Annotated in this window: 27 protein-coding genes; 23 read left to right on the top strand and 4 right to left on the bottom strand. The window is 51.2% G+C overall.

Features of this window, described 5'->3' with window-relative positions:
- Positions 1 to 47 precede the first annotated feature (47 nt).
- The 8 genes from dxs to OIN60_RS08050 all read left to right on the top strand — a co-directional run bounded on the left by dxs (position 48) and on the right by OIN60_RS08050 (position 8,476).
- Positions 48 to 1,946 (top strand): 1-deoxy-D-xylulose-5-phosphate synthase, encoded by a 1,899-nt coding sequence (gene dxs, locus OIN60_RS08085; protein ID WP_305754637.1) that lies wholly within the window; start codon positions 48 to 50, stop codon positions 1,944 to 1,946.
- A gap of 15 nt (positions 1,947 to 1,961) precedes the next feature.
- Complete coding sequence (locus tag OIN60_RS08080) at positions 1,962 to 2,810, top strand: TlyA family RNA methyltransferase (RefSeq protein WP_305754354.1); 849 nt, start codon at positions 1,962 to 1,964, stop codon at positions 2,808 to 2,810.
- A gap of 179 nt (positions 2,811 to 2,989) precedes the next feature.
- Positions 2,990 to 3,457 (top strand): hypothetical protein, encoded by a 468-nt coding sequence (locus OIN60_RS08075; RefSeq protein WP_305754353.1) that lies wholly within the window; start codon positions 2,990 to 2,992, stop codon positions 3,455 to 3,457.
- A gap of 21 nt (positions 3,458 to 3,478) precedes the next feature.
- Positions 3,479 to 3,928, top strand: a complete 450-nt coding sequence (gene ahrC / locus OIN60_RS08070; protein WP_305754352.1) for a transcriptional regulator AhrC/ArgR — start codon at positions 3,479 to 3,481, stop codon at positions 3,926 to 3,928.
- Between the two features lie 34 nt (positions 3,929 to 3,962).
- Positions 3,963 to 5,699 carry a DNA repair protein RecN gene (recN, locus tag OIN60_RS08065; protein ID WP_305754351.1) on the top strand — a complete coding sequence of 579 codons (1,737 nt, stop codon included), beginning with the start codon at positions 3,963 to 3,965 and terminating at the stop codon, positions 5,697 to 5,699.
- Positions 5,700 to 5,804: 105 nt separating this feature from the next.
- Positions 5,805 to 7,025 (top strand): SpoIVB peptidase, encoded by a 1,221-nt coding sequence (spoIVB, locus tag OIN60_RS08060; protein ID WP_305754350.1) that lies wholly within the window; start codon positions 5,805 to 5,807, stop codon positions 7,023 to 7,025.
- A 242-nt stretch (positions 7,026 to 7,267) separates the two neighbouring features.
- A complete protein-coding gene (spo0A, locus tag OIN60_RS08055) occupies positions 7,268 to 8,071 on the top strand; it encodes a sporulation transcription factor Spo0A (protein ID WP_305754349.1) in 804 nt (267 codons plus the stop codon).
- 117 nt (positions 8,072 to 8,188) lie between these two features.
- The gene (locus OIN60_RS08050; protein WP_305754348.1) at positions 8,189 to 8,476 is read left to right on the top strand and encodes a hypothetical protein; all 288 of its coding nucleotides are present in this window, start codon (positions 8,189 to 8,191) and stop codon (positions 8,474 to 8,476) included.
- 151 nt (positions 8,477 to 8,627) lie between these two features.
- On the opposite strand, the gene OIN60_RS08045 is transcribed toward OIN60_RS08050, so the two are convergent.
- Together OIN60_RS08045 and OIN60_RS08040 are read right to left on the bottom strand one after the other, a co-directional pair.
- The gene (locus tag OIN60_RS08045) at positions 8,628 to 9,404 is read right to left on the bottom strand and encodes a sporulation protein (protein WP_305754347.1); all 777 of its coding nucleotides are present in this window, start codon (positions 9,402 to 9,404) and stop codon (positions 8,628 to 8,630) included.
- 143 nt (positions 9,405 to 9,547) lie between these two features.
- The gene (locus OIN60_RS08040; protein ID WP_305754346.1) at positions 9,548 to 10,144 is read right to left on the bottom strand and encodes a thymidine kinase; all 597 of its coding nucleotides are present in this window, start codon (positions 10,142 to 10,144) and stop codon (positions 9,548 to 9,550) included.
- A 166-nt stretch (positions 10,145 to 10,310) separates the two neighbouring features.
- Here OIN60_RS08040 and OIN60_RS08035 point away from each other — a divergent pair, with 166 nt between their 5' ends.
- The 6 genes from OIN60_RS08035 to lipB all read left to right on the top strand — a co-directional run bounded on the left by OIN60_RS08035 (position 10,311) and on the right by lipB (position 16,337).
- Positions 10,311 to 10,520: a hypothetical protein gene (locus OIN60_RS08035; RefSeq protein ID WP_305754345.1), complete on the top strand. Its 210-nt coding sequence runs from the start codon at positions 10,311 to 10,313 to the stop codon at positions 10,518 to 10,520.
- Positions 10,521 to 10,648: 128 nt separating this feature from the next.
- Complete coding sequence (gene lpdA, locus OIN60_RS08030) at positions 10,649 to 12,070, top strand: dihydrolipoyl dehydrogenase (protein WP_305754344.1); 1,422 nt, start codon at positions 10,649 to 10,651, stop codon at positions 12,068 to 12,070.
- A gap of 119 nt (positions 12,071 to 12,189) precedes the next feature.
- Entirely contained in the window at positions 12,190 to 13,218 is a 1,029-nt protein-coding gene (locus OIN60_RS08025) for a thiamine pyrophosphate-dependent dehydrogenase E1 component subunit alpha (RefSeq protein ID WP_305754343.1), read from the top strand.
- 2 nt (positions 13,219 to 13,220) lie between these two features.
- Positions 13,221 to 14,207 (top strand): alpha-ketoacid dehydrogenase subunit beta, encoded by a 987-nt coding sequence (locus OIN60_RS08020; RefSeq protein ID WP_305754342.1) that lies wholly within the window; start codon positions 13,221 to 13,223, stop codon positions 14,205 to 14,207.
- A 29-nt stretch (positions 14,208 to 14,236) separates the two neighbouring features.
- The gene (locus OIN60_RS08015) at positions 14,237 to 15,607 is read left to right on the top strand and encodes a dihydrolipoamide acetyltransferase family protein (protein ID WP_305754341.1); all 1,371 of its coding nucleotides are present in this window, start codon (positions 14,237 to 14,239) and stop codon (positions 15,605 to 15,607) included.
- 43 nt (positions 15,608 to 15,650) lie between these two features.
- A complete protein-coding gene (gene lipB / locus OIN60_RS08010) occupies positions 15,651 to 16,337 on the top strand; it encodes a lipoyl(octanoyl) transferase LipB (protein WP_305754340.1) in 687 nt (228 codons plus the stop codon).
- Between the two features lie 56 nt (positions 16,338 to 16,393).
- On the opposite strand, the gene prli42 is transcribed toward lipB, so the two are convergent.
- Positions 16,394 to 16,492 carry a stressosome-associated protein Prli42 gene (gene prli42 / locus OIN60_RS08005; protein WP_305754339.1) on the bottom strand — a complete coding sequence of 33 codons (99 nt, stop codon included), beginning with the start codon at positions 16,490 to 16,492 and terminating at the stop codon, positions 16,394 to 16,396.
- Between the two features lie 104 nt (positions 16,493 to 16,596).
- On the opposite strand from prli42, the gene OIN60_RS08000 reads away from it, so the two are divergent.
- The gene (locus OIN60_RS08000) at positions 16,597 to 17,733 is read left to right on the top strand and encodes a tripeptidase T (protein ID WP_305754338.1); all 1,137 of its coding nucleotides are present in this window, start codon (positions 16,597 to 16,599) and stop codon (positions 17,731 to 17,733) included.
- 75 nt (positions 17,734 to 17,808) lie between these two features.
- Here the strand turns inward: OIN60_RS08000 and mciZ are convergent, their stop codons facing one another.
- Positions 17,809 to 17,952, bottom strand: coding sequence for a Z-ring formation inhibitor MciZ (mciZ, locus tag OIN60_RS07995; protein ID WP_305754337.1), 144 nt, complete (start codon positions 17,950 to 17,952; stop codon positions 17,809 to 17,811).
- Between the two features lie 111 nt (positions 17,953 to 18,063).
- On the opposite strand from mciZ, the gene OIN60_RS07990 reads away from it, so the two are divergent.
- The 8 genes from OIN60_RS07990 to OIN60_RS07960 all read left to right on the top strand — a co-directional run bounded on the left by OIN60_RS07990 (position 18,064) and on the right by OIN60_RS07960 (position 24,683).
- Positions 18,064 to 18,633: an NUDIX domain-containing protein gene (locus OIN60_RS07990; protein ID WP_305754336.1), complete on the top strand. Its 570-nt coding sequence runs from the start codon at positions 18,064 to 18,066 to the stop codon at positions 18,631 to 18,633.
- Entirely contained in the window at positions 18,600 to 19,847 is a 1,248-nt protein-coding gene (locus tag OIN60_RS07985; RefSeq protein WP_370872436.1) for an endonuclease Q family protein, read from the top strand. The genes OIN60_RS07990 and OIN60_RS07985 overlap by 34 nt, the downstream gene beginning before the upstream one ends.
- Before the next feature lie 140 nt (positions 19,848 to 19,987).
- Positions 19,988 to 20,629 carry a stage II sporulation protein M gene (spoIIM, locus tag OIN60_RS07980; protein ID WP_305754335.1) on the top strand — a complete coding sequence of 214 codons (642 nt, stop codon included), beginning with the start codon at positions 19,988 to 19,990 and terminating at the stop codon, positions 20,627 to 20,629.
- A gap of 106 nt (positions 20,630 to 20,735) precedes the next feature.
- Positions 20,736 to 21,200: a ferric iron uptake transcriptional regulator gene (gene fur, locus OIN60_RS07975; protein WP_305754334.1), complete on the top strand. Its 465-nt coding sequence runs from the start codon at positions 20,736 to 20,738 to the stop codon at positions 21,198 to 21,200.
- A 164-nt stretch (positions 21,201 to 21,364) separates the two neighbouring features.
- Complete coding sequence (locus tag OIN60_RS22595; RefSeq protein ID WP_370872435.1) at positions 21,365 to 21,598, top strand: DUF4227 family protein; 234 nt, start codon at positions 21,365 to 21,367, stop codon at positions 21,596 to 21,598.
- 89 nt (positions 21,599 to 21,687) lie between these two features.
- Positions 21,688 to 22,650, top strand: coding sequence for a site-specific tyrosine recombinase XerD (xerD, locus tag OIN60_RS07970; protein WP_305754333.1), 963 nt, complete (start codon positions 21,688 to 21,690; stop codon positions 22,648 to 22,650).
- Positions 22,643 to 23,836, top strand: a complete 1,194-nt coding sequence (deoB, locus tag OIN60_RS07965) for a phosphopentomutase (RefSeq protein ID WP_305754332.1) — start codon at positions 22,643 to 22,645, stop codon at positions 23,834 to 23,836. Before xerD ends, deoB begins: the two co-directional genes overlap by 8 nt.
- Positions 23,837 to 23,858: 22 nt before the next feature.
- Complete coding sequence (locus tag OIN60_RS07960; RefSeq protein ID WP_305754331.1) at positions 23,859 to 24,683, top strand: purine-nucleoside phosphorylase; 825 nt, start codon at positions 23,859 to 23,861, stop codon at positions 24,681 to 24,683.
- Positions 24,684 to 24,696: the final 13 nt, after the last annotated feature.

Here is a 24,696-nt window from a genome sequence, read left to right as displayed (position 1 = left end):
TGCAGCATCATTTGTTTAATTACTTGAAGGAAAGCGGGGAGATTCGCGTGCTGCTTCCACGAATAAAGCAACCAAGCGACTTGAAATCATTATCTGTTGATGAGCTGGCTTCTCTGTCCGAAGAAATCCGGAGATTTCTGATTGAGAAGCTCTCAGTAACAGGGGGGCACTTGGCATCGAACCTGGGAGTGGTTGAGCTCACGGTCGCCCTGCATTACTGTTATAGCAGCCCTGTGGATAAATTGATTTTTGATGTAGGCCATCAGGCTTATGTTCATAAAATATTGACGGGAAGAATGGACCGGTTTGATACACTTCGTCAGAAGGACGGTCTATGCGGATTTGTCAAGCGTAACGAAAGCGAGCATGATGTCTGGGAAGCAGGCCACAGCAGCACTTCGCTGTCGGCTGCCATGGGTATGGCGCTGGCACGGGATCTGAAAGGCGAAGACAATAAGGTCATTGCTATGATCGGTGATGGTGCTTTGACAGGCGGTATGGCTTTTGAAGCGCTTAACCATATCGGTCATGAAGGCAAGAAGCTGATGGTCATTCTGAACGATAATGAAATGTCGATTGCGCCTAACGTAGGGGCCTTGCATAATTATTTAAGTAAAATCCGGTCCGACCGCCATTACCTGCGCGCCAAGGATGAGCTGGAGCTGATGCTGAAGAAAATTCCGGCGATCGGCGGCAAGCTGGCGAAATCGGCTGGACGGATGAAGGATAGCCTGAAATATATGATGGTGCCCGGGGTACTGTTTGAAGAATTGGGCTTTACTTATTTGGGGCCTGTGGACGGTCATGATCTCTCGACGCTAATCGATACGTTCCATCAGGCGGATAATGTGTCTGGACCGGTTATGGTACACGTGATTACAACAAAAGGCAAGGGCTACAAGCCCGCCGAAGCGGATTCGCACAAATGGCACGGTATCTCTCCGTACAAAATTGAATCCGGCCAAGTGCTGAAGGCCGTCGGCAATCCGATGTATACTGAAGTGTTTGGGCAGACGCTTATAGAGCTGGCTCGAGAAGATAAGCGGATCGTTGCCGTTACCCCGGCGATGCCGGGTGGCTCGGGTCTGGTCCCGTTCAGCAAGGTGTTTCCCGAGCGGATGATTGACGTTGGCATTGCGGAGCAGCATGCGGCAACGATGTGCGCGGCTTTGGCGATGGAGGGGATGAAGCCGGTCTATGCTGTCTATTCCACTTTCATGCAGCGTGCTTACGACCAGATCGTGCACGATATTTGCCGGCATAACGCCAATGTCATGTTTGCCATTGACCGCGCAGGATTTGTGGGCGCTGACGGTGAAACGCATCATGGAGTTTTTGACGTCGCCTTTATGAGACATATTCCGAATCTGGTTATGATGATGCCTAAAGATGAGAACGAGCTGCGCCATATGATGAAGACGGCGCTTGAATATAACGACGGACCGATCGCTTACCGCTACCCGCGTGTAAATGTGCCGGGAGTGCCGCTGGATGAGGAACTGAAGGTAATTCCCATCGGCAAGTGGGAGGTTCTCCGCAGGGGTGAGCAATATGCTGTGATCGCTTGTGGACCGATGCTGCAGGTAGCGAATGAGGCCGCTGAGGCGATGAAGCGTGAGGGAATGCAGGTGGGCGTCATCAATGCCCGTTTTCTCAAGCCGCTGGACGAAGAAATGCTGCGTGAGCTTGCCCAGCAGCAGATGAAGCTGATCGTGCTGGAGGAAGCGTCCGAGGCGGGCAGTCTCGGCAGCGCGGTGCTCGAATTTTACGCCCGCGAAGGCAGACACGACATGCATGTCCACTTGATGGGCATCCCGGATGTCTTTGTGGAGCATGCTTCGATTAAAGAGCAGCGGGCGGTGGCAGGGTTAACCGCCGAAGCGGTTGCTTCTGAGCTGCGCAGTATGGCTGCAGAACCGACTTTCGGCTACGGCCGGTCTGTCTAGAGATAGGAGAACAACATGTCTGACCCGAAAGAACGAATTGATGTACTGCTCGTGGAGCAGGGGTTTTACGAGAGTAGGGAGAAGGCCAAGGCCGCTATTATGGCTGGCCTGGTGCTCGCTGACGGTGAGCGGATTGAAAAAGCGGGAATGAAGGTTCCTCGAAGCAGCGAGCTGAAAGTGAAGGGCTCCGTACATCCCTATGTGAGCCGTGGAGGCTTGAAGCTGGAAAAGGCAATCCGCGAATTCGGCCTTGATATGAACGGCCGGACAATGCTGGATATCGGCTCTTCTACAGGAGGTTTTACGGACTGTGCGCTTCAGCATGGAGCATCCTATGTGTACGCGATAGATGTCGGCTATAACCAGCTCGATTGGTCACTGCGCAATGATGAAAGAGTCTGTGTTATGGAACGCACCAATTTCCGTTATATGACCCCGGAGGATTTGAAAGGACCGTTGCCTGATTTTGCAAGCATTGACGTGTCGTTCATCTCGCTGCGCATCATTCTGCCTCCGCTGCTTGCGCTGCTTCAGCGCCCGGCTGAGATAGCTGCGCTGATCAAGCCGCAGTTTGAAGCTGGGAGGGAGAAGGTCGGTAAATCCGGAGTCGTCAGGGAGTCTGCGACGCATAAAGAAGTGCTGCATACCGTGCTTTCTTTTGCCAAGGAGCTTGGACTTTCTTTACGAGGCCTGACCTTTTCGCCGATTACGGGCGGGGAGGGCAATATTGAATTTCTCGCCTATTTTCGGTTGAACGATCCAGGCCTGCTTGACGAAGGTGCCGAGCAAAGCCTCGGACCGATGATTGACCGTGTCGTAGCAGAGGCGGGACAGACGTTTGGGGGCGGCCAGGCGCGCACATAGGAAAGTGGTTCTCATGAGTTCTTCCAAGAACGAATGGGAACCTTTTTTTTGGGAAACGCAAGGGAAAGATTGATTAACGAACTCATGTTCGCCTATAATGTTAAAAGAAGAGAAAAGGAGTTTTTTGGAGCGATCACGAATAACAAACAGACGTCAGACCAACAAAGGCGGGGATCTGGATGGATTCACGGTATGATACGTTTTTGGTTGCAGCCATTGGGGCTGTTTTGGCCATTTGGGCATTGTACGCGTTCCGTTCCTGGCTGCGCGAGCCGGAGCATCCGAGGTTGTATGCGATTCCGCTGAATGAAGAAATCGAAGAAGGGCCCGCCTCGGCAATACTGGAGGAGAACGGCTATGAAGTGATCGGAGGCAGGCTGCGGGTTCCCTTGGCGTTTGACGTCAATGGCGAGACCATACAGAGCCGTTTATATATTGATTACATAGCAGAGCAAGATAGAGGTATCTATATCGTTAAAACCTCTCGACGCCGCAAGCCGATGGAGTGGAGCGGCTCCGAAATCAGAGACAAATTTCTGCCTCTGCTGCTGCTGTATCCCGAAGTTGTCGGTGTTCTCTATGTGGACACGGAAGAGAGAACGGTCCGCCGCATTGTGCTGACCGCAGATGAATGGAACCATGACTAACCATTTTACAAGGAGGATGTTATGAAGGGTCAAAGGCATATCAAAATCAGGGAGATTATTACCCATCAGGACATCGAAACCCAGGACGAGCTGGTGGAGGAGCTGCGCGAAGCGGGTTTTCAGGTGACACAGGCAACCGTATCCAGGGACATTAAGGAACTGCTATTAATTAAGGTCCCTATGGATGACGGAAGATATAAATATTCGCTGCCAAGCGATCAACGCTATAATCCGGTTCATAAATTAAAACGCGCATTAGTCGATAATTTTTTGCAGATTGACAGCACAGGCAATTTGATTGTCATGAAATGTCTGCCGGGCACGGCGAACTCCATTGCGGCTTTGCTCGACAGCATCGAATGGCCGGAGATTATGGGGACGATCAGTGGTGACGACACCATCCTGATTATTTGCCGTACCGACGACAACAGCGTGGCTGTCGTAAATCAAATTATGTCCTATATATCCTGATGAATTACCGTATGATGTTGGAGGTGTAGCAGCAGTGCTGGTTTCATTATCGATAAGAAATCTGGCGGTGGTAGAATCGGTGGACGTTCATTTCCACCAGGGCTTTCATGTACTTACAGGGGAAACGGGGGCAGGGAAATCCATTATCATCGATGCTCTTGTTCTGATCTCGGGCGGCAGAGGGGCGGCAGATCTGGTACGCTTTGGCTGCGACAAGGCAGAGATGGAGGCTCTCTTTGAGCTTCCTGCCGGTCATCCTGTATGGGAGGTGCTTCACAAACTAGGCATTCGGGGAGATGCGGATGAGCATCTGCTGATCCGAAGAGAGCTGACCTCAAGCGGCAAAAGCACCTCAAGGATTAACGGGCAGTTAGTGAACTTGAGCATGCTGCGAGAAGTTGGCGAGCATATCGTCAACATTCATGGACAGCATGAACCGCAAAATTTGCTGCGAACCGACCGTCATTTGGTGCTGCTGGACACATACGGTGACAGCATCATCGGACCTGTAAAATCCCGCTACCGGGAGAAATACAGCGCTTTTGTCAAAGCTGAGAAGGAGCTGCGGGAGCTGCAGGAATCCAGCCAGAAATCGTATCAAATGCTTGATATGTACCGCTTTCAGTTGGACGAGATTGCTTCCGCCGGGCTGCAGACCGGTGAGGATGAATTATTGGCGGAAGAACGGGTAAAACTATCCCACAGTGAGAAAATGATGGATGCTGTCGTGGGGGCATATGAACTGCTTCAAGGTCAGCATGGGCTGGATGCTATAAGCAGTGCCGCTGCCATGATGGAGGACATCTCCCATTATGACAGCAAAGGGCTGCAGCCCATCACGGAACAGATTCAGTCTGCTTATTACCAATTGGAGGATGCCGCTTTTCAGCTTCGTTCCTACAGGGAGCAGATTGAATTTAATCCGGAGCGTCTGCAGGAGGTCGAGCAGCGTCTCGCCCTGATTGCCGGATTGCGCCGTAAATACGGAGACAGTGTAGAGCAAATCCTGGAATACTACAAAAAAATCGAGCATGAAACAGATATGCTGGAAAATAAAGATGAGCGGTTAGAGAAGCTGACGGCACAGCGGGACAAGCTGCTGGCTGAGCTCCTTACGGAGGCTGACACGCTGTCTACGGTACGTAAGCAATGCGCCGAAGACCTAGCCATACAGGTGGAAAGGGAGCTCAAGGACTTGCAGATGGAGCGGACCTCTCTACGGGTACGAATGGATCTGTTGGAAGATCCGCGCGGTTATGAGTGGAATGGCCGCAAAATCCGTCCAACCAAGCAGGGAATTGACAATGCTGAATTTTTAATTTCGGCCAATCCCGGAGAGCCGCTGCGTCCGCTCGGCAAAATTGCTTCCGGGGGAGAAATGTCTCGTGTAATGCTGGCGCTCAAGAGCATTTTTGCCCGGCATGATCAAATTCCAGTGCTCATTTTTGACGAAGTGGATACCGGGGTCAGTGGCCGGGCGGCGCAATCCATTGCCGAGAAGCTGTGCAAGCTGTCATCCGTCTGCCAGGTATTCTCGATTACACATCTGCCGCAGGTGGCCTGCATGGCTGACAGCCAGTATTTGATCGAGAAAACCGTGTATGATGGCCGCACTATGACCCAGGTCGAGGAATTGTCGGATGAGGGAAGGGTCAAGGAACTGGCAAGGATGCTGGGCGGTGTGGAAATTACGGAAAAAACGCTCCATCACGCACAAGAAATGCTGAATTTGGCGCAAGCGCAAAAGAGGGAAGAATTACGCCCGGAGTAATGATTGACAGTAATAAAAGCCTGGGGGCAAGGTTACCTTATAGGTACGCAATTGGCGACGACCTTTACTCGTCAAGCGAAAGAAGCAAAGGGAGCGTGACAGCCATTGAATTTGAACTCCAGGAACAAACTGCCCGGTCTTTTGCTTGTTTTCTTTCTTTGTGTGGGAAGTGTTTTTATGTTCGTCCGGCATGCCTCAGCGCAGCCGGGGGTCCATGAAGGCTCTCTCAGCCATTATAAGGGTTCGATTTTTCAGCTTAATAAGCTGTTTCAGGGCGGCCCGGCTTTTTCTTCTATGCTTTCCAACCGGTCGGAGGTTCATCCCGTTCCGGAAATTCAGGTCATCCCCGGTGGCCAAACGATTGGCGTAAAGGTGAAATCTGCGGGAATTCTCGTCGTAGGCCATCATCTTGTCGTCCAGGACGGGGAGAATCGGTTATCTCCCGGAGAAACAGCCGGTATCAGACTTGGGGACCGCATCACTCATATTAACGGCCTTGTTCCTGATAATTTGTCACTTGTGACGGAGACTGTAGAACGAGCGGGCAAAGAAGGTAAGCCGTTGAAGATTACCCTTATGCGGGGAAATCAGACTATCCATACTAAGCTGACCCCGGCATATGACCGTGAGGACAAGGCATGGAGACTTGGTTTGTATATCCGTGATTCTGCGGCAGGAGTTGGAACGTTGACCTTTTATGCTCCACAGCAGGGCGTATATGGTGCGCTGGGTCATGTCATTACAGACATGAATACGCAGACACCCATCGTCGTTGGCAGCGGACATATTCTTCAATCCAATGTGACATCCATCTCCAAAAGCCAAAATGGGGAACCTGGCGAAAAGCGTGCCCAGTTTACAAGAAATCACAAGGTGCTGGGCAGCATTGAAAGCAATACGAAATTTGGGATATTCGGTAAAATGACCGATCTTCCTGAGCATAGCGTATATTCCAAGCCGATCCCGATCGCGTGGGCCGAAGAGGTTAAAGAAGGTCCAGCCGAAATCTTGACCGTGATTGACGGCCAATCGGTCCAGCGTTTTAAGGCACGCATTATGCATGTGTCTCATCAAAGTACTCCGGCCACGAAAGGGCTTGTTATCCGTATTGTGGATCCCCGCCTGATCGATAAAACCGGGGGGATTGTACAAGGCATGAGCGGAAGTCCAATCATTCAGGATGGCAAGCTTGTAGGAGCGGTCACACATGTCTTTGTGAACGATCCACAATCAGGGTACGGCTGTTTCATTGAATGGATGCTGAAAGATGCAGGGATTATTCACCATAAACAAAGCAGCAGCGCTTCTGAACTTAAGGCCGGTTAACGGCCTTAGGTTTTTTGCTTTGGTGCAGGATGCTGTCGTTTTGTGAAACAAAAAGAAGAATTTTAGCAAATTAAGATGAAAATTAGCGTAAATTATAAATTATATCGGAAAGAATCAAAAAAATAAATAAAAATATTTTTCGACAGAAGGAATTGAATTCCATCTGTCGAAATTATATACTCTCGGAAGAGAAGATGTTGCTCATTCAAATTCTTATGCAGCTCACTAAAGGAGGAAGTACATTGCAAAAAATTGAAGTGCTGTTAGCAGATGATAACCGTGAATTTACGAACCTACTCGCTGAATATATATCAGATCAGGAGGATATGGAAGTTACCGGAATCGCTTACAATGGAGAAGAGGTCCTGCAGCGTATTGCGGATTCCCATAAGATCCCTGATGTTTTGATTCTGGATATTATTATGCCGCATCTTGATGGTCTTGGTGTGCTTGAGCGGTTGCGTGAAATGAATTTGCCGGCACAACCGAAAATTATTATGCTGACTGCTTTCGGTCAGGAGAATATTACTCAAAGGGCTGTGCAACTCGGTGCTTCTTACTATATTCTGAAGCCTTTCGATATGGAGGTGCTGGCGAACCGCGTCCGCCAACTGGTGGGTGTTCAGAACGTGAGCAGCACATCGGCCAGTGTTTCCATGATGAAATCAAATGTCGTTCCTATGGGGAAAGTCAAAAACCTGGATGCCAGCATTACCTCCATTATTCACGAAATCGGTGTTCCGGCGCATATCAAGGGATATCAATATCTGCGCGAGGCAATTACTATGGTCTACAATAATATTGAAATTTTAGGGGCGATCACCAAAACATTGTATCCGGCAATCGCCGAGAAATTCAAAACAACGCCATCACGCGTTGAACGCGCCATTCGGCATGCGATTGAGGTGGCGTGGACGCGGGGCAATATTGACAGCATCAGCCATCTTTTTGGATATACAATTAATATCAGCAAATCAAAACCGACGAACTCCGAATTTATAGCGATGGTGGCGGATAAGTTGAGGATCGAACATAAAGTGTCGTAAGCTGAATTTATTTTGTAGTAAATATGTGTCCGGAAGCTGGCCCAATAAATCGTTGATTTATTGGGTTCGTTTGTTCCGGTATGCAACGCCCATCATAAATGCTGAGGGGGAGCGCATATGCTGTATTTATGGATTGCTGCCGGAGCTGCAGCTATCGGAATTATCGTTTTTACAATGTGGCTGAGCAAAAAGAGTAGCGAAAAAGAGCAGGCTCCTCGCTATGTGGGAGATAATGTAGTCCCTTTCCGGCGCAAAGGGAGCAAGTGTAAGCCGTCAGGGCAGAAATGCAGCTTCTGTGGCAAAGAAGAACTGCTGACCTTTTATGCGGGAGATAATGGGGCCGTCAAGGGCGTCTGCAAGCACTGTAAACCGAAAGCGGAGCGCAGGGACATGCTGCCGCTGTAGCTATGATTCAGCCGTTGAATTGCGCTCGTGGGGAAAGCCCCAATACGAAATTTATGTGCGGCCTGAGGATGAACAGGCTGCTTTGCAGGCGCTGGCAGCGACTCACGCATAAGAAACCCCGCCATTTCATGGTGGCGGGGTTAAGGTTGTGTTAACGGGCTTGTCTGAGGATCAAATCCTCAAGCACATCTGCAACATATCCGGTTCCTCTTTGCAGGTCCGACTGGCTCAGGCTCAGCCATGCCTGCCTTTCATCCATGTCAAATGACTGCTCGAGCCATCCGGACAGGCCGCGGCCGCGGCGGTCAACTTCAACCAGTACATGAATGCCATTATGCTCCAGACTGAAAATAAATTCGAGCTCCTTCACTCTGCTGGCAAACTCCGGGCTTGGATAGAATTCAATTTCCTGCACAAACGGTGTACCGCGTCCAAGGCGCGGATGATATTCGCAGGTAGCCCCCTTGAACCGGAATCCGAGATCCTGTGCAGCCTTCAATACGATGGAAGCAAATGGGTGTGGAGTCACTTCGATGAAATCGCGGTCGTTAGGATCAAGGGCATTATCAATATCCAGTCCGGTATGGATCCAGACGGGCTGGCGGGACAGCGTTAATGGCGTTTCAAGCGGAAGCGGGAAGGAGAATGGGATTTGCAGCGTCTCTCCCTTGCGCACAGTCATGCTGTCAGCTACATGGAACTTGGCGACGGCGTAGGATTCACTAACCTTTTTGTCATCGTGTTCTCTGATGTATTCGGTCATTACCTTGATATAGATATTATCCACTTTCTGTTCGACGTTACCGCCTTTGATATGTACCATTCCCCGAATTTCCTCGCCGGGGTGGTATGAAGTTTTTTCAAGATGTGTATCAATTTCCGCAGCACCGATTCCTACACTGGCAAGCATTTTGTTAAAAAAAGACATGGGAAAAACCTCCTAAAGGTTATGTATGACAAAGGAGTATACGTCTGAGCAACGACAAAGTTTCTATAACAACGGGAAAAAAGTCTTTTTACACGGACAGTTTTTCAGTAATCTAAAATCTAAAAAAAGCCCGGATGGGCTTTTCATTCACAATCCACTTTATGGGGAGGCACAAAACAGCGGCGGCACCGCGGCTCATAAGCCTCGGAATCCCCGATCATGACGATGGGACCCACCTTCACAGGTTCCCCGTTAATGATCCTCTGCGTAAAATTGCCCTCGGAGCTGCCGCAAACAGCACAAAAGGCGCTCATCTTCTCGATATCGTCTGCCATGGCCAGCAGTCCGCCGATATATCCGAACTCCTCCCCGCGGTAATCCATATTCAAGCCGTCAACGATGACATGCTTTCCGTAATATGCAAGCTCCTGTACAAGAACCATAATCGGACGGTTGAAAAATTGCACCTCATCAAAAGCGACAACGTCTGCGTCACGGGTTTGCTTCATGATGTTGGCCACCGTCTGTTCGGTCAGCTTGCGTGGAATAGATATGGCTGGAAGGCGGTATCCGATCCGGCTGACGATCTCGTCCTCCGCATAACGATTGTCTTCGGCAGGTTTATAAGCGACCACGCTGCGGCGGCCGTATTTCATTAATTTTTGACAGCGGCGGATGAGCTCCCCCGACTTTTCACTGAACATTGGACCCGTAATTACGGTAATACGCCCTGTAGACAAAGCAATTCCCCTCTTTCTTTAAAGAAAACGCCACTATAGAGTACCATATGTTAAGGGAGGCAGGCCAGAGATAAATGCCAATATTTCATCTGCCCTTGATTGCCCAGAACGATCAAGTCTGTTACTGTAGAAAGACGGAAATACATAGGAGAAATGAGGAATTCGGATGGAAAATGTCATCTCCCGTTTGAAACTTAGAAAAGCCGAAATGGAACGGCTGGGGTTGCTCAGTCCTGAGGCGGAAGCATTGTTAAACGACATGATGGATGAGCTGGAACGGCTGGAGAAGCAGAACGATTCACTCCGCCGATCGCTCCGCAGCTCATCGAAGACGCCGCGCATGTCCAGCAAGCTGAAGGATGCGCTTTACGAGTAGGTTGTTAATTCATGGTTGCAGGGAATGAGCAGGCCGGAGTTGAGTAGAGGATGCCGGCTTATTTGTAATGCCGTTTAAGGAGAGTACAATAGACATAGACTAACTATGTAACGATATCGGAGGTTAATATGGCAATCACATGTGATGTAGCGATACTGGGTGGAGGAACAGGAGGTTATGTGGCCGCAATCCGGGCTGCCCAGCTTGGGAAAGATGTAGTCATCATTGAGCGTGATAAATTGGGAGGCACCTGTCTGCACCGCGGCTGTATTCCCAGCAAATCGCTGCTTAGAAGCGCGGAAGTATATGCAACCGTCAAGGACAGCGAATCCTACGGTATTGAGACGTCGGGAGCCAAGCTTCTGTTTCCAAAGGTTCAGGAGCGGAAGGAACAGGTCGTGGAACAGCTTCATCAGGGTGTTCAGTATTTGATGCGCAAAAATAAAATCAAGGTTTTGCACGGCAAAGGCAGGGTTATAGGACCGTCCATTTTCTCCCCAAAAAGCGGTGCGGTTGCCGTGGAGCTGGAAGACGGTGAAATGGAGACGGTTGTACCCGCGCATCTGATTATCGCGACAGGGTCGCGCCCGCGGCACATTCCGGGGCTGGAGCTGGATGGGGAGTATATTCTGACGAGTGATGAGGCGTTGCAGATGGACAAGCTGCCGGCTTCCATGATCATTGTCGGCGGCGGTGTTATTGGTGTGGAGTGGGCCTCCATGCTGAATGACTTCGGCGTGGAAGTGACTGTGGTGGAGGCAGCGGACAGGCTGATCCCGCTCGAGGATGAAGAGATTTCCCGTGAGCTGCAAAGGCTGCTGGTAAAAAGGGGGGTTAAGGTACTGACAGGTTCCCAGGTTCTGCCGGAAAGCCTTGGCAAAGATGAGGAAGGGATTCAAATAAATGTGCGCCGCAGAGACGACACGAGTACGCTTCGCGCATCCCAGTTGCTCCTATCTGTGGGCAGACAGGCTAACATAGAAAACATCGGGCTGGAAAATACGGATATCCGTGTCGATCAAGGGGTTATATCGGTCAACGCCCATTATCAGACGGTTGAGCCTCATATCTATGCCATTGGAGATTGCATCGGCGGGGTTCAGCTTGCTCATGCCGCCAGCCATGAGGGCATAGCGGCCGTAAATCATCTTTGCGGTGAAGAGGTGCATGTGCTGCCATCCCACCTGATTCCGCGTTGTATCTATACAAGACCGGAAGCGGCGAGTGTCGGTATGACCGAGCAAGAGGCCACAAACCGGGGCTATGAGGTGAAGATCGGCAAGTTCCCTTTCCAGGCGATCGGTAAATCGCTGGTATACGGCAGCCGGGATGGATTCGTAAAGGTTGTTGCGGATCAAAAAACAAATGATATTCTCGGCGTTCATATGATCGGCACACATGTCACCGATCTGATCAGTGAGGCAGCCCTGGCTCAGCTACTGGATGCCACTCCATGGGAAGTGGGCCAGCTTGCTTATCCGCATCCGACACTGTCGGAAATTTTAGGCGAAGCGATGCTGGCGGTGGATGGGAAAGCGATTGGAATGTAACACTCACGCTTTCTTTTTCGGTGTGAAAGTGTTTTAATAAGGTTAAGCCAAGTCTTAGTACCAGGTTTTAAGATGAGACGGTATAACAAGGTAGGCTTTTATAACAAGGAGGTGCCTCGATGAACGCAAGAAGCACTGTCAACAAGCAGTTCAGACATGAGCAGTTGGGGCTGAGCACTGAACAGGTATTAGACATGTACAGATATATGCTGCTCGCAAGAACCTTTGATGAGCGCAACCTGCTGCTGCAGCGGGCGGGCAAGATTAATTTTCACGTATCTGGCATCGGTCAGGAAGCGGCGCAGGTTGGAGCCGCATTTGCACTTGACAGGGAAAACGATTATTTTCTCCCTTATTACCGCGACTACGGCTTCGTGCTGTCTGTCGGCATGACGCCGCGCGAGCTGATGCTGTCGGCTTTCGCTAAGGCGGAAGATCCGAATAGCGGCGGCCGTCAGATGCCGGGACATTTTGGCAGCAAAAAATTGCGGATCGTCACAGGCTCAAGCCCTGTAACGACACAAGTGCCGCATGCCGTCGGCGTGGCGCTGGCTGCGAAAATGCAGAAAAAGAATTTTGTTTCTTTCGTGACCTTCGGGGAAGGATCAAGCAACCAGGGCGATTTTCATGAAGGCTGCAACTTTGCGGGGGTTCATAAACTGCCTGTCATCATTATGTGTGAAAACAACCAGTACGCCATTTCCGTGCCTGCACACAAGCAGTTGAGCGGGAAGGTGAGCGACCGTGCGCTTGGTTACGGTTTTCCCGGTGTAAGGGTGGACGGAAACGATGCGCTTGCCGTGTATGCTGTTGTGAAGGAAGCACGTGAACGCGCGATTCGCGGAGAGGGACCAACGTTGATTGAAGCGATGATGTATCGTCTGTCTCCACACTCGACCTCTGACAATGACCTGGCTTACCGGACCAAGGAAGAGGTTGAGGAAAACTGGAAAAAAGACGGCGTGCAACGCATGAAAAATTATTTGATCGAATGCGGCATTTGGGATGAAGATAAAAACGCGAAGCTTTCCGCCGAGCTCATCCAGGAAATGAAAGAAGCGATAGAATATGCTGATCGTGCGCCATTTCCGAAGCCGGAAGATACATTGCTGCATGTGTACGCAGACAGCAGCGGGGAGGTTCGGTAATCATGGCTGTTATGGAATATATCGACGCCATACGACTGGCGATGAAAGAAGAGCTGGAACAGGACGATTCCGTATTTGTTCTGGGAGAGGATGTCGGTGTCAAGGGCGGTGTCTTCACGACAACGAAAGGTCTGATGGAACAATTTGGCGAGTCGCGTGTGCTGGACACCCCTTTGGCTGAATCCGCCATTGCTGGGGTCGCCATCGGGGCCGCCATGTACGGCATGAAGCCGATCGCTGAAATGCAATACTCTGACTTTATGCTGCCTGCGACGAACCAGATTATCAGCGAAGCGGCTAAAATCAGATACCGGTCCAATAATGATTGGAGCTGTCCGGTGGTCATCCGGGCTCCGATTGGCGGCGGGATCTTTGGCGGCTTGTACCACTCACAGTGTCCGGAGTCGATCTTCTTCGGCACGCCGGGATTGAAGATCGTAGCCCCTTACTCGGCTTATGATGCCAAAGGGTTGCTGAAGGCGGCTGTCCGCGATCCGGACCCGGTTCTTTTCTTTGAAAATAAAAAGTGCTACAAGCTGATAAAAGGGGATGTTCCCGAGGACGATTACGTCGTTCCCATCGGAAAGGCCAATCTGCTGCGTGAGGGTGACGATATCACCGTCATCGGCTACAGCCTGCCGTTGCATTTTGTGATGCAGGCGGCTGAGGAATTGGAGCGTGAGGAGGGCATTACGGCCCACGTGCTTGATTTGCGGACACTGCAGCCGCTGGACAGAGAGGCGATCATTGCGGCCGCCCGCCAGACCGGCAAGGTATTGATTGTGCATGAAGATAACAAAACGGGAGGCATCGGTGCGGAAGTATCCGCGATCATTAACGAGGAATGTCTGTTTGAGCTGGATGCTCCGATCGCCCGCCTCTGCGGACCGGATGTGCCTGCGATGCCGATCAGCCCTCCGATGGAGAAGTTCTTTATGCTCAGCAAAGACAAAGTGAAAGAAGCCATGCGTCAGCTTGCCCAGTATTAAAGAAGCGGCGCGGTCGAGGAGTTGAATCGATGACACAGAATAAAACGCAATGGATAGATGTTGCCATGCCTCAGCTTGCGGAATCGCTCGTTTCCGCAACGATTGCCAAATGGCTCAAGCAGCCAGGAGAAAGCGTTGAACAATTCGAGCCTATCTGCGAGGTGATTACCGATAAAGTGAATGCGGAAATCCCTTCGACGGTAGATGGAGTGATGGGCGAGCTGCTCGCCGAAGAAGGACAAACCATTGCTGTGGGCGAACTGATCTGCCGTATTCAGACCGTAGTTGAGTCCGGGGCAGTGTTGACAGAGCCCGTTTCCTCCGCTCAAGCAGACATACCTGCCATGCCTCAGGCTCAGCAGCAGGAAGACCAGTCCATGCGCGGCCGTTATTCGCCGGCCGTTCAGACACTTGCCGCACAGCATCAGGTGGATTTGAGCCGTGTTTCCGGTACCGGAATGGGCGGGCGCATTACCCGCAAGGACGTATTGGCGTATGTTGCAGCAGGCGAAGCCGCTTCTGCTGGAGGAGGGCAGGAAGCCGCACAGAGCGGGTTGTCTTTCACCGGCAGGGCTGCGGACAACAGAGCGCCTGAGGCTTTGGCTACTCCGGCTCAAAGCATCCCCGTCCGGAACAGCGGCATTCATCTGACGGAGTCTCCCAAGCTGCCTACGATTGAAGTGGAAGGAGATGCGTCGGGACGGTCGGAGTATTTTATTGATGTTACGCCAATTCGCAACGCGATAGCCCGCAATATGCGGCAGAGTGTCTCCGAAATTCCGCATGCGTGGACGATGATTGAGGTTGATGTGACGAATCTGGTCATGCTCCGCAATAAAATCAAGGATGAATTCAAACGCAAGGAAGGCGTTAATATTACGTATCTGGCCTTCTTGCTCAAAGCGGTAGTCAATGCAATCAAAGACTATCCAATTATGAACTCTTTCTGGGCTGTGGACAAAATCGTGGTAAAGCGGGATATTAACATTTCACTTGCTGTTGGTACGGAGGATTCCGTCCTTACGCCTGTGATCCAGAAGGCGGATCAGAAAAATATTGCGGGCCTCGCCCGGGAGATCGATGATCTTGCCCGCAAAACCCGGGAAGGCAAGCTGAAGCTGGACGATATGCAGGGCGGTACGTTTACGGTTAACAATACCGGCTCCTTCGGTTCTATTTTGTCCTATCCAATCATCAATTACCCGCAGGCGGCCATTCTTACGTTTGAGTCGATTGTAAAGCGGCCTGTCGTCATAAATGACATGATTGCCGTCCGTTCGATGGCCAATTTATGTCTGTCTCTTGACCACCGTATTCTGGACGGAGTCATCTGCGGAAGATTTCTGCAGCGTGTCAAGGAAAATCTGGAAGGCTATTCGCTAGACACCAAGCTTTACTGATTTTATGCCGGCCGGCAGGTCGACTGGAGGGAGAGAGTAGGCTGTGAACAGACAATTATTAGAAGTGTCTTACACACCGATGATGGCCTATGGAGAGGCCTGGGATCTGCAAAAGGAAATTGTGGGCCAACTTGATGCTGGCGAGCGGCGGGAAACACTTCTGCTGCTCCAGCATCCTCCTACATATACGATCGGCTCACAGCGGCATCCGGAGCATCTGCTGCTCAGTCCGGAAGAGCTTGAACGGCGCGGAATCGCTGTTTTTCAAATTGATCGCGGTGGTGATATCACGTATCACGGTCCCGGCCAGCTTGTTGGTTATCCGCTGCTGGTGCTTGGCTACGGCAAGGATCTTGATCTGCACGGTTATTTGCGCCGACTGGAGCAGGTGATTATCGATTATCTTGCAGGTTTGGGTATTGAAGGCAGCCGTAAACCCGAATACACGGGGGTATGGGTGGGCGAATCGAAGATTGCGGCCATCGGCGTGAAGTTTAACCGGTGCAGGCACCGCAAAGGTTTTGTGACCAGCCACGGCTTCGCTTTTAATATCAAGTCAGGCATTCAGAATGAAGGTTTCGGCGGCATTATCCCTTGCGGCATCCAGGAGTATGGGGTTACATCGTTGGAAGACTGCACGCAGCAGTCATTCACGGTGGAGCAGGTAGCCAAGGGGATTATTCCTTATTTTGCGGAGCTTTTTGAGTATGAGCCTGTTCTGACAGAATAGAAGAAAGGCCGGTCCATGGTGGCCGGCCTTTGTTAATAACTCTGATGTGAGGGTTATTAAAAGAATAGAGGCTGGAGGACAGCCAGCAGAGTTGAGCCGATCATGGCGACAAGCATAACGTATACAAAAACGCGGAACCATTTTTTGTGCTGCATGGGTAACTCCTTTATAATGATAATAAGTTTTAGAGGTCAGGCGAATGCCTGAGTCCTGTTCTTATTTGTATTGTAGCGCAATCCGGAAGGAGAGGAAAGTTTCGATGATCGTAAAGGACCGGTTAATCAAGGAATTTATGGAGCTTGTACAGGTAGACAGCGAAACAAAGTTTGAACAAGAGATTTCAGGCGTGCTGAAGGAGAAGTTTGCTTCCCTTGGCTTGACTGTCAAGGAAGATGATTCGCAGGAGCGTTCGGGGCACGGCGCGGGCAACCTGATTATGACATGGGAGGCGGCAGGAGCTGAACAAGCTCCGAAGATTTATTTCACCTCTCATATGGACACGGTAACTCCCGGCAAAGGCATCAAACCGCAGCTTGGCGATGACGGCTGGATTCGCAGTGACGGCACCACGATTCTGGGAGCGGATGACAAAGCGGGGATTGCGGCGATGCTGGAGGCGATTCGGTCCGTTAAGGAACAAGGCATTCCGCATGGCCAGGTGCAGTTTGTGATTACGGTCGGAGAAGAATCTAGTCTGGCTGGTGCAAGAGCGATGAAGCCAGAGGATATGGATGCAGACTTCGGTTATGCCCTTGACTCCAACGGAGATGTCGGTTCCATTTGTGTTTCGGCCCCAACCCAGGCCAAAATTGAAATGAAAATTACCGGCAAATCGGCGCACGCCGGAGTAAATCCGGAGGATGGCATCAGCGCGATTCAAGTGGCCTCGAAGGCGATCAGCGCCATGAAGCTCGGCCGGATCGACAAAGAAACGACGGCCAATATCGGCAGATTTGAAGGCGGTGGTCCGACCAATATCGTGTGCGATTCTGTACAGCTATTCGCCGAAGCCCGCAGTATTGTTCAGGAAAAGGTGGACCATCAGGTTCAGCAGATGCGCGATGCGCTGGAGACGACGACTCGAGAGTTCGGCGCACAGGCCGAATTCCGCAGTGAGATTGTGTATCCCGGATTCAGCTTTTCTGAGCAGGACGATGTCGTCAAGTTTGCGCAGCGTGCCATCAGCAAAGTGGGGCTGCCGAGCCCTACCTTTACTTCGGGGGGCGGCTCGGATGCGAATATTTTTAACGGCTTTGGCATTCCTACCGTGAATCTTGCGGTCGGGTATGAGCAGATTCATACCACTCAGGAGAGAATCAAGGCTGAGGATCTGGCAAAGCTGGCCGAGGTTGTGGTAGCGATCATTCGTGAGGCAGCCCAGACTCCGCAAGCTTAAATGAGAACAAAAGGCATCGCCCGCCGTGAAATGCGTAGGCTGGTGATGCAGGGCCTGCAGCGGTGTTAACGTCCGTCAGGCCTGTTTGCCGTTTGAACGAATCAGGTCGGTCATCGCGGTGCCTGCTTTATTCTCCTTCAGCCATTGCCGGAGCAGGAGACGAACCTGCCAAGCCTTTCCGGTAATGCAGAGCGAATGGTCTGTTCTATAACTTTTCATATGGACATCTCCTTTTGCCTTCAGGCATGAACTATTAAACAGCCTATGTATTTATGAGACAAACTATTCCCGCCAGTTCCGAAACAGGGGCCGGCCAAGAGGAGGCAGCACATGAGCAGCAACAAACCTTACTCCAACCCAGCTTTGGAGGAAACGACAATATCGACGAATTCTATTTTTACCGGGAAGATCATTTCCCTGCAGGTGGACACGGTTCGTCTTCCGAATGGCAGTACGGGAACGCGGGAGGTTGTTCGTCACCCGGGTGCAGTAGCGGTATTGGCCATCCACAACGGCAAAATGCTGGTGGTAGATCAATATAGACAGCCGCTCGGACGCTGTGAGGTGGAAATTCCGGCAGGCAAGCTCGAAGCGGGAGAAGATCCGATGGAAGCGGCTGCGCGGGAGCTGCGGGAAGAGACTGGATATACTGCCAAATCTCTTAAACCGTTGCAGTCGTTTTACACGTCCCCCGGCTTTGCGGATGAGATCATTCATCTGTACGTGGCTGATGAATTGGAGGCAGGTGAAATGACTCCTGACGATGATGAGTTTCTGGAGCTGTCCGAGCTTACGCTGGAGGAGGCCTATGCCTGGATCCGTGAAGGAAGAATCAGTGACGCCAAGACGATCATGGCGGTGTATGCATGGCATCTTCAGCAATTGACCGGGAACTTCTGATGACCGGCCAGCTACCACAGCTTCAACGATATTATGCCGATCTGCATATTCACATCGGACAGACGGAGAAAGGCGCGGCGGTCAAAATCAGCGCAAGCAGAAATCTGACGTTCGCTAACATTGCCAGGGAAGCTTCGGAACGGAAGGGCATCCATCTGACGGGCATCATCGATTGCCACGCGCCGCACGTGCAGGAGGATATCAGGCGATATCTTGAAGACGGCAGTATGACGGAAATTGAGGGCGGCGGCATAGCATACAAGAACACGGTCATTCTGCTGGGATCGGAGATCGAGATCCGGGAAGGGACCCGGCCTGAGGCGCATGTACTCGCCTTTTTTCCGAATCTGGCATCCATAACGGACTTCAGCGGCTGGATGAGCAGGCGTATGAAAAATGTGAATTTAAGCTCGCAGCGGCTCTATGCTCCACCGCGGGAGCTGCAGGCCGAAATATATGGACGAGGGGGGATCATGATCCCTGCCCATATATTCACGCCTCATAAAGGGATTTACGGCAGTTCCGCTATGCGGATGGCCGAGCTGCTGGATTTGGACAGAATCAGCGCTGTCGAGCTCGGCCTGAGTGCGGATTCGGAAATGGCCGGTTATATATCCGAGCTTGACTGCTACAGCTTCCTTACCAATTCCGATGCCCACTCCCTTGGGAAAATCGGCCGGGAATATAATGAGCTGCTGCTGGCAACCCCCAGCTTTGCCGAGCTAAGGCTGGCGCTGGAGCGCAAGCATGGTAGAAAAGTGGTCGGCAATTATGGCTTGAATCCACGGCTCGGCAAATATCATCGCTCGTTCTGCACGGGCTGCGGCACGATTCTGGACGAGGAAGAAATCGCTGCAGACCGATGTCCGGCATGCGGACATCCGAAGCTGGTACGCGGGGTGTTCGACCGGATCCTGAATATCGCGGATCGGGCTGAGTCGTGCCTGCCGGATCACCGGCCGCCTTATATTTACCAGGTGCCGCTGGAGTTTATTCCAGGTCTGGGCAAAGTCAAGCTGAATCTGCTGCTTGAAAGGTTTGGGACGGAAATGAATATTCTTCATGAGGCCAATGAGGAAGCGATAGCTGCCGTCGTAGGCCCGGAGCTGGGCCGGTCCATCGTCATGGCCAGGGAGGGACGGCTGCAACTGATCGCGGGTGGCGGCGGAACCTATGGCAGGATTGACAGGAGCGGGGGATTCGCGCAGAACTGAGCAGGTGAGCAAGCCGGCAGAGATGTTAGTCATTGAATTCTATTTACACAATTGACGATCTAATCGTTGTACATGCTGTCATAGGTGAAAGGTCTTCTTCATAGGATAGGAATATGCTAATGAAGGAGGCCGACTCGCTGATGCAGCTTTTACGCCAATCACTTGCTTATCGGATGCCGCTTTATGTATTTCTGGGTGTACTGTTTCTGGTTGGAGTTGTATTCGGCGCGTTGATGGTCAATGCGCTTACACTTGAACAGCAGCAGGAGCTGGAGCGGTATCTGAATAACTTTTTTGTATCGGTCAGTCAGGATGGAGGAGCGGCTGATCCCTCGCTGACGAAGTTTTGGGAAATTGCATCGCTTCATTTAAAATGGGCCGCTTTAATATGGATATGCGGTCTCTCCGTCATCGGTCTGCCCGGTATCCTGGTGCTCAATTTCCTGAAGGGTGTATTGATCGGCTTCTCGGTAGGATTTATGGTCGGGCAGTATTCCTGGAAGGGGCTGCTGTTTGCCCTCGTTTCGGTTGCTCCCCACAATGTTGTGGTCATCCCGGTGCTGCTGGTATGCAGTGTGACGGCCATGACCTTTTCCATACAGATGATCAAGGACCGGATGTTGCTTACGCGCCGACCCTCCGGTTTCGTCAAACCGTTTGTTTCCTACGCAGGATTAACGGGAGTCATGATGCTGTTCCTGCTCGGAAGCGCCTCGTTTGAGACCTGGGTCACGCCGGCTATGATGCGATGGGTCACGCCGCTGCTGATGGCTTTGGGGTAGGTCTGAGCTTCATGCAAAATGTTTGACTTTATTTGAGAATTCCCCCTATAATGATAGAAGTGAAAATTGGGCAGTGCGCGAGAGAATCCTGAGGGGGAGGGATAAAATGGAAGCGCGGATCGACAAAATTAAGCAGCAACTGCAGTCCCAGGGCTATAAATTGACGCCTCAGCGGGAAGCCACCGTAAGAGTTTTGCTGGAGAATGAAGAAGACCATCTGAGTGCGGAAGATGTTTTCATGCTCGTAAAAGAAAAAGCTCCTGAAATCGGTCTGGCAACCGTATACCGTACCCTTGAACTGCTGAGCGAACTGCACGTCGTGGAGAAGATTAATTTTGGTGACGGGGTAGCCCGTTATGACTTGCGGGGCGACACCTCGAAGCACCATCATCATCACTTAATTTGTGTACAATGCGGGAGCATGGATGAAATCAGGGAGGATTGGCTTGGTCCCCTGGAAGAACGTCTGGAGCGGGAGTTTGACTTCACCGTGCTGGATCACCGGCTTGACTTTCACGGTATTTGTTACCGCTGTAAGGCTAAGAATGACCAGTCCGATAAGAAGGATTAATTCTGCTGTATTCCCTAAATGAATAGAATACACAAGCTCTCCCCGCATATTCTGCGGAGAGAGCTTTTTTGGTGCCGGACCTGCTCTGATATTACATAGTTGAAGTCATCCTGTCATACAATGAGCTGTATATAGAGCTTTTTAACGGGAAAGGAAGTGGCAGCGTGATATTTTCCCTAAGAAAGGGATGGAGGTTTATCCGGTTTTTCGTCCTGCTCTGTATACTAGCTTTTCTGTTGTATTCAGCCTTCGAACGCCTGTCGTCCTGGGTAACCCCTATCCAGCATTATAAAATTCCTGAAGGAAATGCGGTAAAGGTAGCAGGGACCTCTATTGCTGAAGAGCCGGAGGGAGGCTTTTGGGAAAGGCTACGCTTTTTTTACTGGTACGGGGAGTAACGACTGGGCAGGATAACAATGGAACCGCGTAGAATGTTGTAAGATGGGCTTCTGCCCAAATACGGAAGACAAAGGAGCGATTTGCTCTTATGAAGCATTATATAACGCCCTTTATCCGCTATTTGGAAGACGAGAAGGGTTTATCGCCAAGTACATTGGAAGCTTATCGGCGTGATGTTGAGCAGTTTGCGGAATTTATGGCTGGCCAGCAGGTGACTGTGCCGGATGATGTTAAGCGGACACATCTTGTGATCTATACGGGTCATTTGCAGGAGCTGAACAAAGCACCGGCGACAATTACACGCTGCATGATTGCAATCCGCTCCTTTTTTCATTATCTGATCCGAGAAGGAGAGGCCTCCCAGGACCCTTCCCTGCTGCTGGAGATGCCCAAGCAGGAGAAGAAGACTCCTTCGATATTAACGCATGAAGAGATGGACAGGCTGCTTGAAGCTCCGGATACTTCGACTCCTGCAGGCATGCGTGATAAAGCCATGCTTGAGCTCCTGTATGCCGCAGGGATGAGAGTATCGGAACTGGTGACTTTGAATGTAGAGGATGTACGGACAGATATGAGGTTTGTGCACTGTCATGGTACGGGAGGCAAAGAACGTGTTGTTCCGATGAGTGTACAGGCTGCAGAATGGTTAAAGCTGTATATAAGCGAATATCGGGAGATTCTTCTCAAACCCCGGAGCTCCACTGTCCAGGAAGAGGCCTTGTTTCTCAACAGTTCGGGAAAACGACTGAGCCGCCAGGGCTTCTGGAAGCTGTTGAAAAAGTATGGCACTGAGGCCCGAATTCGTACAGATATCACGCCGCATACGCTGCGACATTCATTTGCCGCACATTTGCTGGAGAATGGTGCCGATTTTCGGTCCGTTCAGGAGATGTTGGGCCATTCGGAGGTCTCCGCAGCGAGATTGTATTTAAGTTCGCCGAAGAAAAGCATGAAAGAGGTTTATGAAAATTTTCATCCGAGGGCTGGCAGCAGGCCTCCCCTGGAAATGACCAATTTATCACAGCCAAGGAGTGACAGTAATTATGACTGAACGTTCTTCACACCGCTTCAAACGGGTCGTTTTTATCGTCCTGGACAGCGTGGGCATCGGTGAGCTTCCGGATGCCGCCAAATTCGGCGACGAAGGGGCTCATACGCTGGGCCATATCTTGGAGCGGATGCCTCAAACGAAGCTTTCGAATATGCAGAAGCTTGGACTGGGTAATATTGCTGAATTGCCTCATATAGAGCCGGCGGAAAAGCCTGCGGGCTACTACGGCAAGATGAATGAGGTGTCTGTCGGCAAGGATACGATGACAGGGCACTGGGAGCTGATGGGGCTGAAGATTAATACGCCCTTCAATACCTATCCGGAAGGTTTTCCGGCGGATCTGATCATTGAATTCGAGAAACAGACCGGACGAAAGGTGCTGTGCAACAAGCCGGCTTCCGGAACCGTGGTGCTGGACGAATACGGTGAAGAGCAGATGAAGACAGGCGCGTGGATCGTGTATACGTCCGCCGACAGTGTGTTTCAAATTGCCGCCCATGAAGATATCATTCCACTGGAGGAGCTTTATGAAGCCTGCAAAATCGCCCGTAGGCTGACGCTCGCTCCGGAGCATTCGGTGGGCAGGGTCATCGCCCGCCCGTATGTCGGGCAGCCGGGCAGCTTCAAGCGTACGCCGAACCGCCACGATTACGCGGTTAAGCCTCCTGAACCAACCGTCATGAATTTGCTGGCTAACGCTGGTCATGATGTGATCGCGGTAGGCAAGATTAAGGATATTTTCGATGGTGAAGGTGTAACCGATTCCTATCCGACTCAAAGCAACGAGCACGGCATTGAAGTGACATTGGAGCAGTTAGGCCGGGAGTTTAACGGTCTGCTGTTCACCAATCTCGTTGACTTTGATTCCTTATACGGACACCGTCGTGATCCTGAAGGGTACGCCCGTGCGCTTGAGGTGTTTGATAACGCTGTACCTGATCTTATTGCCAAAATCGGACCTGACGACCTGCTGATTATATCGGCAGATCACGGGAATGACCCTGTACACAGTGGTACGGATCATACAAGGGAATACGTGCCTGTTCTGATCTATAGCCCGTCGCTTCAGACACCTGCTAGCATAGGCGTAAGGGATACTTATGCGGATCTTGGCGCGACTATAGCGGAGAATTTCGGCGTACAGCCACCGCTGCATGGAAAAAGCTTTTTGAATTTGCTGAAATAACGATATGTGGGGAGAGAAGAATATGAATACGATTAGTTTAGGAATGATCCAAGAGGCGGCGGCCTACATCCGCACGAAAACCGAAAAGCTCCCTGAGATCGGCTTGATCCTCGGGTCAGGGCTCGGGGTACTGGCAGATTTGATTGAGGACGGCATCAGCATTCCTTATCAGGATATCCCGCATTTTCCCGTATCTACCGTGGAAGGCCATGAAGGGGAACTGCTGCTCGGCACTATTCAAGGACGTCCGGTCGTCATGATGAAGGGACGCTTCCACATGTATGAAGGATATGGTCCTGAAGTGACCGCTTTTCCCGTACGTGTGATGAAAGAGCTCGGGGTAAAGAGTCTGCTCGTTACCAATGCGGCTGGCGGTGTGAATACTTCTTTTGCGGCAGGGGATCTCATGATCATTACCGATCACTTGAACCTGACAGGCAGAAATCCGCTGGCCGGTCCGAACGACAATGCGCTCGGCGTGCGTTTTCCGGATATGACGGAAGCGTACAGCAAGCGATTGCGTTCCCTTGCCAAAGAGGTAGCGGAAGGACAAGGGCTGCAGCTTCGTGAGGGTGTCTATGCGGGCTTACTCGGGCCTAATTATGAAACACCGGCGGAAATCGTTATGCTGCGTACGATGGGCGCGGCTGCGGTCGGCATGTCCACAGTGTCCGAGGTCATTGTTGCACGTCATGCAGGACTTGAAGTTCTTGGCTTCTCCTGCATTACGAACATGGCTGCCGGTATACTGGATCAGCCGCTGTCGCACAGCGAAGTGATGGAAACAGCGGAACAGGTGCGCGGGCAGTTTTTGAAACTGGTACTTGGGGTTATCCCGCATATGTAATGCTCCAATAATT

This window comes from Paenibacillus zeirhizosphaerae, from assembly GCF_030705605.1.
Classification (GTDB): Bacteria; Bacillota; Bacilli; order Paenibacillales; family Paenibacillaceae; genus Paenibacillus; species Paenibacillus zeirhizosphaerae.
The sequence above is the reverse complement of the archived record's forward strand: the minus strand, read 5'-3'. Positions and strand labels throughout refer to the sequence as shown.

Coding starts and splice junctions, on each gene's coding strand:
- OIN60_RS08080 (WP_305754354.1), top strand. CDS start 1,962: ATGTCTGACCCGAAAGAACGAATTGATGTACTGCTCGTGGAGCAGGGG.
- OIN60_RS08075 (WP_305754353.1), top strand. CDS start 2,990: ATGGATTCACGGTATGATACGTTTTTGGTTGCAGCCATTGGGGCTGTT.
- ahrC (WP_305754352.1), top strand. CDS start 3,479: ATGAAGGGTCAAAGGCATATCAAAATCAGGGAGATTATTACCCATCAG.
- OIN60_RS08050 (WP_305754348.1), top strand. CDS start 8,189: ATGCTGTATTTATGGATTGCTGCCGGAGCTGCAGCTATCGGAATTATC.
- OIN60_RS08045 (WP_305754347.1), bottom strand. CDS start 9,404: ATGTCTTTTTTTAACAAAATGCTTGCCAGTGTAGGAATCGGTGCTGCG.
- OIN60_RS08035 (WP_305754345.1), top strand. CDS start 10,311: ATGGAAAATGTCATCTCCCGTTTGAAACTTAGAAAAGCCGAAATGGAA.
- lpdA (WP_305754344.1), top strand. CDS start 10,649: ATGGCAATCACATGTGATGTAGCGATACTGGGTGGAGGAACAGGAGGT.
- OIN60_RS08025 (WP_305754343.1), top strand. CDS start 12,190: ATGAACGCAAGAAGCACTGTCAACAAGCAGTTCAGACATGAGCAGTTG.
- OIN60_RS08020 (WP_305754342.1), top strand. CDS start 13,221: ATGGCTGTTATGGAATATATCGACGCCATACGACTGGCGATGAAAGAA.
- OIN60_RS08015 (WP_305754341.1), top strand. CDS start 14,237: ATGACACAGAATAAAACGCAATGGATAGATGTTGCCATGCCTCAGCTT.
- prli42 (WP_305754339.1), bottom strand. CDS start 16,492: ATGCAGCACAAAAAATGGTTCCGCGTTTTTGTATACGTTATGCTTGTC.
- OIN60_RS08000 (WP_305754338.1), top strand. CDS start 16,597: ATGATCGTAAAGGACCGGTTAATCAAGGAATTTATGGAGCTTGTACAG.
- mciZ (WP_305754337.1), bottom strand. CDS start 17,952: ATGAAAAGTTATAGAACAGACCATTCGCTCTGCATTACCGGAAAGGCT.
- OIN60_RS07990 (WP_305754336.1), top strand. CDS start 18,064: ATGAGCAGCAACAAACCTTACTCCAACCCAGCTTTGGAGGAAACGACA.
- OIN60_RS07985 (WP_370872436.1), top strand. CDS start 18,600: ATGGCATCTTCAGCAATTGACCGGGAACTTCTGATGACCGGCCAGCTA.
- spoIIM (WP_305754335.1), top strand. CDS start 19,988: ATGCAGCTTTTACGCCAATCACTTGCTTATCGGATGCCGCTTTATGTA.
- fur (WP_305754334.1), top strand. CDS start 20,736: ATGGAAGCGCGGATCGACAAAATTAAGCAGCAACTGCAGTCCCAGGGC.
- xerD (WP_305754333.1), top strand. CDS start 21,688: ATGAAGCATTATATAACGCCCTTTATCCGCTATTTGGAAGACGAGAAG.
- deoB (WP_305754332.1), top strand. CDS start 22,643: ATGACTGAACGTTCTTCACACCGCTTCAAACGGGTCGTTTTTATCGTC.
- OIN60_RS07960 (WP_305754331.1), top strand. CDS start 23,859: ATGAATACGATTAGTTTAGGAATGATCCAAGAGGCGGCGGCCTACATC.